This window comes from Streptomyces sp. MBT65 (assembly GCF_016612545.1).
Taxonomy (GTDB): domain Bacteria; phylum Actinomycetota; class Actinomycetes; order Streptomycetales; family Streptomycetaceae; genus Streptomyces.
Genome location: NZ_JAENRY010000581.1, coordinates 1 through 5,252, shown reverse-complemented (window position 1 = coordinate 5,252; position 5,252 = coordinate 1). Strand labels below are relative to the sequence as shown.

The following is a 5,252-nucleotide window of genomic DNA, read 5'->3' as shown; positions in this document are numbered from 1 at the left end:
CGGTCTCGACGTCCGCCCCGGCCAGCAGGTGCGCGTCCTGGTCGGCGGTCTGACCCTGCGCACATACTCGGTGTGGCGCTACGACCCGTCCGGCGCCGTCGAGTTGCGCGTGCTGGACCACACCGAGGGGGGACCCGGGGCACGTTGGGGGAAGAGCGTCGGCATCGGTGAGCAGGTGCGCCTGCGCAAGCCCGAGGGCACCTTCACCCTCCGTCCCGAGGCCGCCCACCACGTCTTCGTCGGCGAGGAGACGGCCTCCGTCGCCTTCGGCGCGATGCTGGCCGCGCTGCCCGAGGGGGCGCGGATCTCGGGCGCCGTGGAGACGGAGTCGGACGCGGACCGGTTGCCGCTGCCCCACTCCGACCGCCTCAACTGGCTGACCAGAGGCGGGACTTCACTCCCGGACGCGGTACAGGACCTGGCCCCCGAGCCGGGCGGCATCGCCTATGTCGCCGGGGAGGCCCGTACCGTACAGGCCGTCCGGCAGGTGCTCGTAAGGGAGTTGGGCTGGGACCGGCGTTCCGTCCTCACGAAGCCGTTCTGGGCGCCGGGCAAGCGGGGGTTGGAGTAGCAGCCGCCCCGGTCCCCGCGTCTACCCGCAACTCGCCCCCGTCGGACAGAAGGAACCGATCGCGGTGGTGAGCGGCGCACGGACCAGCGCGGGATCGAGGGACTCCGGACCGCTGGACCGGATCGCGTAGAGCGAGCCGTCCGCCGCCTCGAAGCGGCGGTCGATCACCCGGCGGCCACCGTTGCCCAAGTCGTCGTAGCGATAGGTGAGTTCGGCCCAGGTGGGACCGGAGGCGCGGCCGAGGACGCGGTATCCGGGCTGCCGGGCGAAGCCGTAGCCGGGGTCGTTCTCGGCGAGGTCGAGGGACTCGGCCGGGGAGTTCTCGGAAACACGGAAGATCTGCAGCCGCCGGGTGCCGTCCGGGGAGCCGTAGGAGACCACCGGGGCCTTCGCGCCCTGCCGTTGGACGCGGGTCCAGCCGCGGGGGATGTCGAGGGTGTAGCCGGTGGGGTCCTTGGCGGTGCGGTACGCCGATCCGGGACCGGTCGCACTCCCGCTCCCGCCGGCGCTCCCACTCGCGGCCACATGGTCGTGGGCGACGCGCCCGTGCGTGACGTACCAGAAGCCACCACCGGCACCCGCGCCCAGCACGACCGCGACGACGACCCCGAGGACCACCCGCCAGGCCCGTCGGTCGGGAGCGGCCGCGGGAGCCGGAACCGGAGCGGAAGCCGCGGCCGGGACGGGAGTCGGCGGCGACACCCACGGCGGCGGGGTCAGCGAGGTCTGCGTCTCCGCCGTCGACCACACCGACCAGGCCGCCTGCCCCCGCTCCTCGCTCGGCCCACGCCCCGTCCCGAAACCGTCCCAGTCGCTCATCACGAAACCCCCGCATCGCGCCACCCGGTACCGCCCTGTACTGCTTGCGACGGTAGTGACGGAAAGAGGAACGATCATGTTTCGTCGCAAACCGGGACAGGGTCCGTGCAGACCTGTGACGACGAAGCGACCGAAAGCGACGATCAGGAGCTGTGAACTCGCTGTCCGACGAGGCCTGTTGGTCCACAATGTTGGCGTGGCCATCGCGATGCAGTCAGAGTTCGACGACGGTACGCCCGTACGGTTCCTGCTCTCGCCCGCCCCTCCCGGCGCGGCCTCCGGGCGGGGCGACGATCTCCCCGAGGGGATGGGGACGTCGGTGCCGGTGGCCACCGGGCGGCGCGGCGTCGCGGACTTCGCGACCGGTGCCCTGCGCAGTGCCCTGGCCCCGCTCGGCGTCCTGTTGCAGGAGGTGCACGGCACCGTCAACGCCGTACCGGAGCCGCCGAGCGAGATGAGTGTGACCTTCGGCGTGCAGGTCGGGCACGACCTGAAGTTCGGGATCGTGAGCGGTGGCGGGCAGGCGCATCTCACGGTCACCGCGACATGGCAGCCGCCCCGGGCCGACGGAGGCACGGCGACACCGGGCCCGGGGTGAGCCATGGGCTGGTTCCTGATGGCCGGGACAACCCTGGACGACGATCCCTCCCGCCATGTCGTGACCGTGCGGCGGGAGATCGACGGGCTGACCTCGGGAGCGGGCCTGGTCGTCGGCCCCGACACGGTGCTCACCTGCGCGCACGTCGTCAACGACGCGCTGGGCAGGACGCTGTTCGACACCCGTGACCCGGGACGGGAGTGGCTCTTCCTGGAACTGCACGACGCGCTCGGCTCTCGCAGGTACCCCGCTCAGGTCGAGCACTGGATCCCGCCGCGCTCCCCGAACGGCGACGAGGTGCGCGGCGGAGACGTCACCTGGCTCGGCGACCTGGCGGTGCTGCGCCTCCAGGCGACGGCCCGGGACAGGCTCGCGCCGTTGCGCAGGACCGCGATGACGCGGGACCAGAAGGTGCGGGCATGGCACGGCAGCGGCCATGACGCCACGTTCGCCGACCTCACCGTCACCCTGCTCGCCGGTCCCGTCGGCTACGTCGACGGAGCGCCCACCGGGATGGCCGTGGGCCCCGGTTACAGCGGCGGCCCCCTGTGGTCCCCGCACCACCGCGCGGTGGTCGGGCTCGTGGCCGGGGCCTTCCTGCCGAGCCGGGACCCCGCCTCCGGCGCCCAACTGCCGCACAGCCCCCAGGACATGACCCGGCGCAGCTGGGCCATCCCCTGGCAGCGCGTCGAGGCCGAGCTGCGTCCGCTGGGCGCCCTGGACGCACTGTCGCCCGAGCCCGTGGACCCCGAGGACCCGGCGTTCGGGGTGCTGGCGGACCTCGTCGCGGACCTGCTGCCCTCGGGGAACGCCCGCGTCGAGTTCGGCCGTCGGCTGGCCCGCGCCTGCGGAGTCCGGTACAGCAGCGATGTCACACCGCCCACGCCCGAGGAGTTCGCCTCCTTCCTGCTCGCCCATCCACGGGCCCTGGCCGCGCTCGCCGCGGTGCTGCGCCGCGAACCCGGCGGCGCCTCCCGGCGCGTCCTGGCCGTGGCCGGTCTGGTCCGCTCCGCCAAGCTGCTGTCCCCGCAGGAGTACGTCGAACTGCGCGCCCGGCTGCGGCTGTTGGACCCGGCGGTGCACGGGCGGCTGGCCGAGGCGGTGCGGGCCGCGCTGCCGCATCTCGCGGTCTTCCCGGACGGCGAGGATCTCGGCGCGCTGCTCGACCAGTTGGAGGCACACCCCGGAGACGGCCGTTCCGCCGACGGGGAGGCCAGGGTGCCGGCGCTGCTGCGGGTCATGGAGTACGTCGCCGCGCTCTGTGTGGAACCCCAGCAGTCGGAACTGCGCCTGTGGGCGAACGGGGTGACCTCGCGGCTGGGTGTCGCGCAGGCCGCCCTGGACGAGCGGCGCTGGGACGCCAAGGTGTGGGCCCGCTCGGTCCGGGACCGTACGACGCGCGGGCGGGTCCTGGTGGAGGTGACCCGGGCCGAGCGCGGCCGGCACCGGCTGGGCATCTGGTGCGACGAGGGCTCCGGGCCCCGCCGGGTGTCGGCCGAGAGCGTCGGATCGTACTCGGTGCCGGAGGCGGCCAGGGAGGTGCTGCGGGTCGTCACCTCCCTCACCTCCGACGCCGACGACGCCCGGCCGCCGCTGGTCGAGGTGCTCGTGGACCGCAAGAGCCTCGATCTGCCGGTCGACGAGTGGAAGGCGCGGGTGCCGGGCGAACTGGTGCCCGGTGTGCTCGGCGTGGAGTTCCCGCTGGTCGTGCACTGCCCCGAACTCCTGCGCCGGCACGGGCGGTTCCTGCCCCACTGGCGCACCCGGTGGAGCCGGCTCGACTCGGGGCGGACGTTCCTGGTCGACGAGTCCACCGACCCGGACTCGCTCTACCCGACGCTGCTCAACCAACTCGACACGGTCCGCGTCTCCGTGGACGTGACCCCGGGTCCGGCGCGGGACCGGATCGTGCAGACGTGTCTCGTCCTGGGCATACCCGTGGTGGTGTGGGACCGCGGTACGGACGGGCGGTCGCACGCCGTCAAGCACATGGCGGAGGTCGCCACCCGGGAACTGCCCGACGGGGTGCGCAGTTACCGCGCGGACGCGCTGGCCAACCGGCCCGGGTTCCCCGGCCGTCCGGTCCTCGCCTGGGCCGACGCCGACCGCACCGTGCCCCGACTCCAGCTGACCGAACCACAGGAGAGCGCATGACATCGGCCCCCGAGGCGGACTGGCCCAGGGCCGTCGCGCTGCCCTCCGCCCCGCCGTGGCGCCGCTTCACACCGGTGCCGGCGCTGCGCCCCGAACTGCCGTACCTGATCGAGCGGCAGCACGCGGACGTCGTCAACGCGGCGCTGCATCTGCGCCGTCCGCTGCTGGTCACCGGACCGGCCGGCACCGGCAAGTCGTCGCTGGCCCGCGCCGTCGCGCACGAGCTGCGGCTGGGCGAACTGCTGCGCTGGCCGGTCAACAGCCGCTCCACCGTCAAGGACGCGCTCTACCAGTACGACGCGATCGGCCGGCTGCGCGCAGACCACGCTCAGCCGGGACGCGGGCGAACGCGAGCCGTCCATCGGCACGTTCGTCCGGCTCGGCCCGCTCGGCACCGCCCTGGTGCCCTCGGCCACCCCGCGCTGTCTGCTCGTCGACGAGATGGACAAGGGCGACGTCGACCTCCCCAACGACCTGCTCACCGTCTTCGAGGACGGCGTCTTCGACATCCCCGAACTGACCCGGCTCCCCGAGGACCTGGCCGACGTCGAGGTGCAGACCTACGACCACGGGGGCACCGTCCGGGTGCACCAGGGGCTCGTCCAGTGCGCGGAGTTCCCCGTCGTCGTCATCACCAGCAACGGCGAGCGGGACTTCCCGCCCGCGTTCCTGCGCCGCTGCATCCGGCTCCAGTTGCCGGTGCCGGACAAGGAGCGGCTGCGGGCCATCGTCGAGGCGCACCTCGGCGAGGAGGCGCTGCGCGCGGCGGACGACCTGATCGACGCGTTCCTGCGCCGCCGCGCCCCGGGCGAACTCGCCACCGACCAACTGCTCAACGCGGTGTTCCTGCGCACCGGAGGCGTCGACCTGAACGCGGAGGGGCTGCTCGACGCCGTACTGCATCAGTTGACCGGGGCGATGTGACCGTGGCGGGCGGCGAGGACGAGCGGTTCGGCGAGGCGCTGCGGGTCCTGGCGGCCTGCGGTCACGACCTGGACGCCGACCAGATCCTCGACGTGCTGTGGCTGGCCCGCAGGCTGCCCGTCGGCGAGGACGCGCCGCTGCGCCCCGAGCCGTCCGCCGACCGGCACCCCGCCCCGCCGCCCGCTC

Annotated in this window: 5 protein-coding genes and 1 pseudogene; 5 read left to right on the top strand and 1 reads right to left on the bottom strand. The window is 73.7% G+C overall.

From position 1 onward, the window contains the following. Positions 1-571: siderophore-interacting protein (locus tag JHN63_RS50620; protein ID WP_200691870.1), on the top strand; the 571-nt coding region annotated here is incomplete at its 5' end. A gap of 21 nt (positions 572-592) precedes the next feature. Here JHN63_RS50620 and JHN63_RS50615 read toward each other — a convergent pair. Next, complete coding sequence (locus tag JHN63_RS50615; RefSeq protein WP_200691869.1) at positions 593-1,390, bottom strand: hypothetical protein; 798 nt, start codon at positions 1,388-1,390, stop codon at positions 593-595. Positions 1,391-1,586: 196 nt separating this feature from the next. Here JHN63_RS50615 and JHN63_RS50610 point away from each other — a divergent pair, with 196 nt between their 5' ends. The 4 genes and pseudogenes from JHN63_RS50610 to JHN63_RS50595 form a co-directional block, all read left to right on the top strand. Then, a complete protein-coding gene (locus JHN63_RS50610; protein ID WP_307782195.1) occupies positions 1,587-1,988 on the top strand; it encodes a CU044_2847 family protein in 402 nt (133 codons plus the stop codon). A 3-nt stretch (positions 1,989-1,991) separates the two neighbouring features. Continuing rightward, on the top strand, positions 1,992-4,142 hold the full coding sequence (locus JHN63_RS50605) for a trypsin-like peptidase domain-containing protein (RefSeq protein WP_200691868.1): 2,151 nt from the start codon (positions 1,992-1,994) through the stop codon (positions 4,140-4,142). Next, positions 4,139-5,066: pseudogene (locus tag JHN63_RS50600) on the top strand (AAA family ATPase). The gene JHN63_RS50605 and the pseudogene JHN63_RS50600 overlap by 4 nt, the downstream one beginning before the upstream one ends. Beyond that, positions 5,063-5,252 (top strand): hypothetical protein (locus tag JHN63_RS50595; protein WP_200691867.1); only part of this gene is annotated, 190 nt, incomplete at its 3' end. The pseudogene JHN63_RS50600 and the gene JHN63_RS50595, both read left to right, overlap by 4 nt.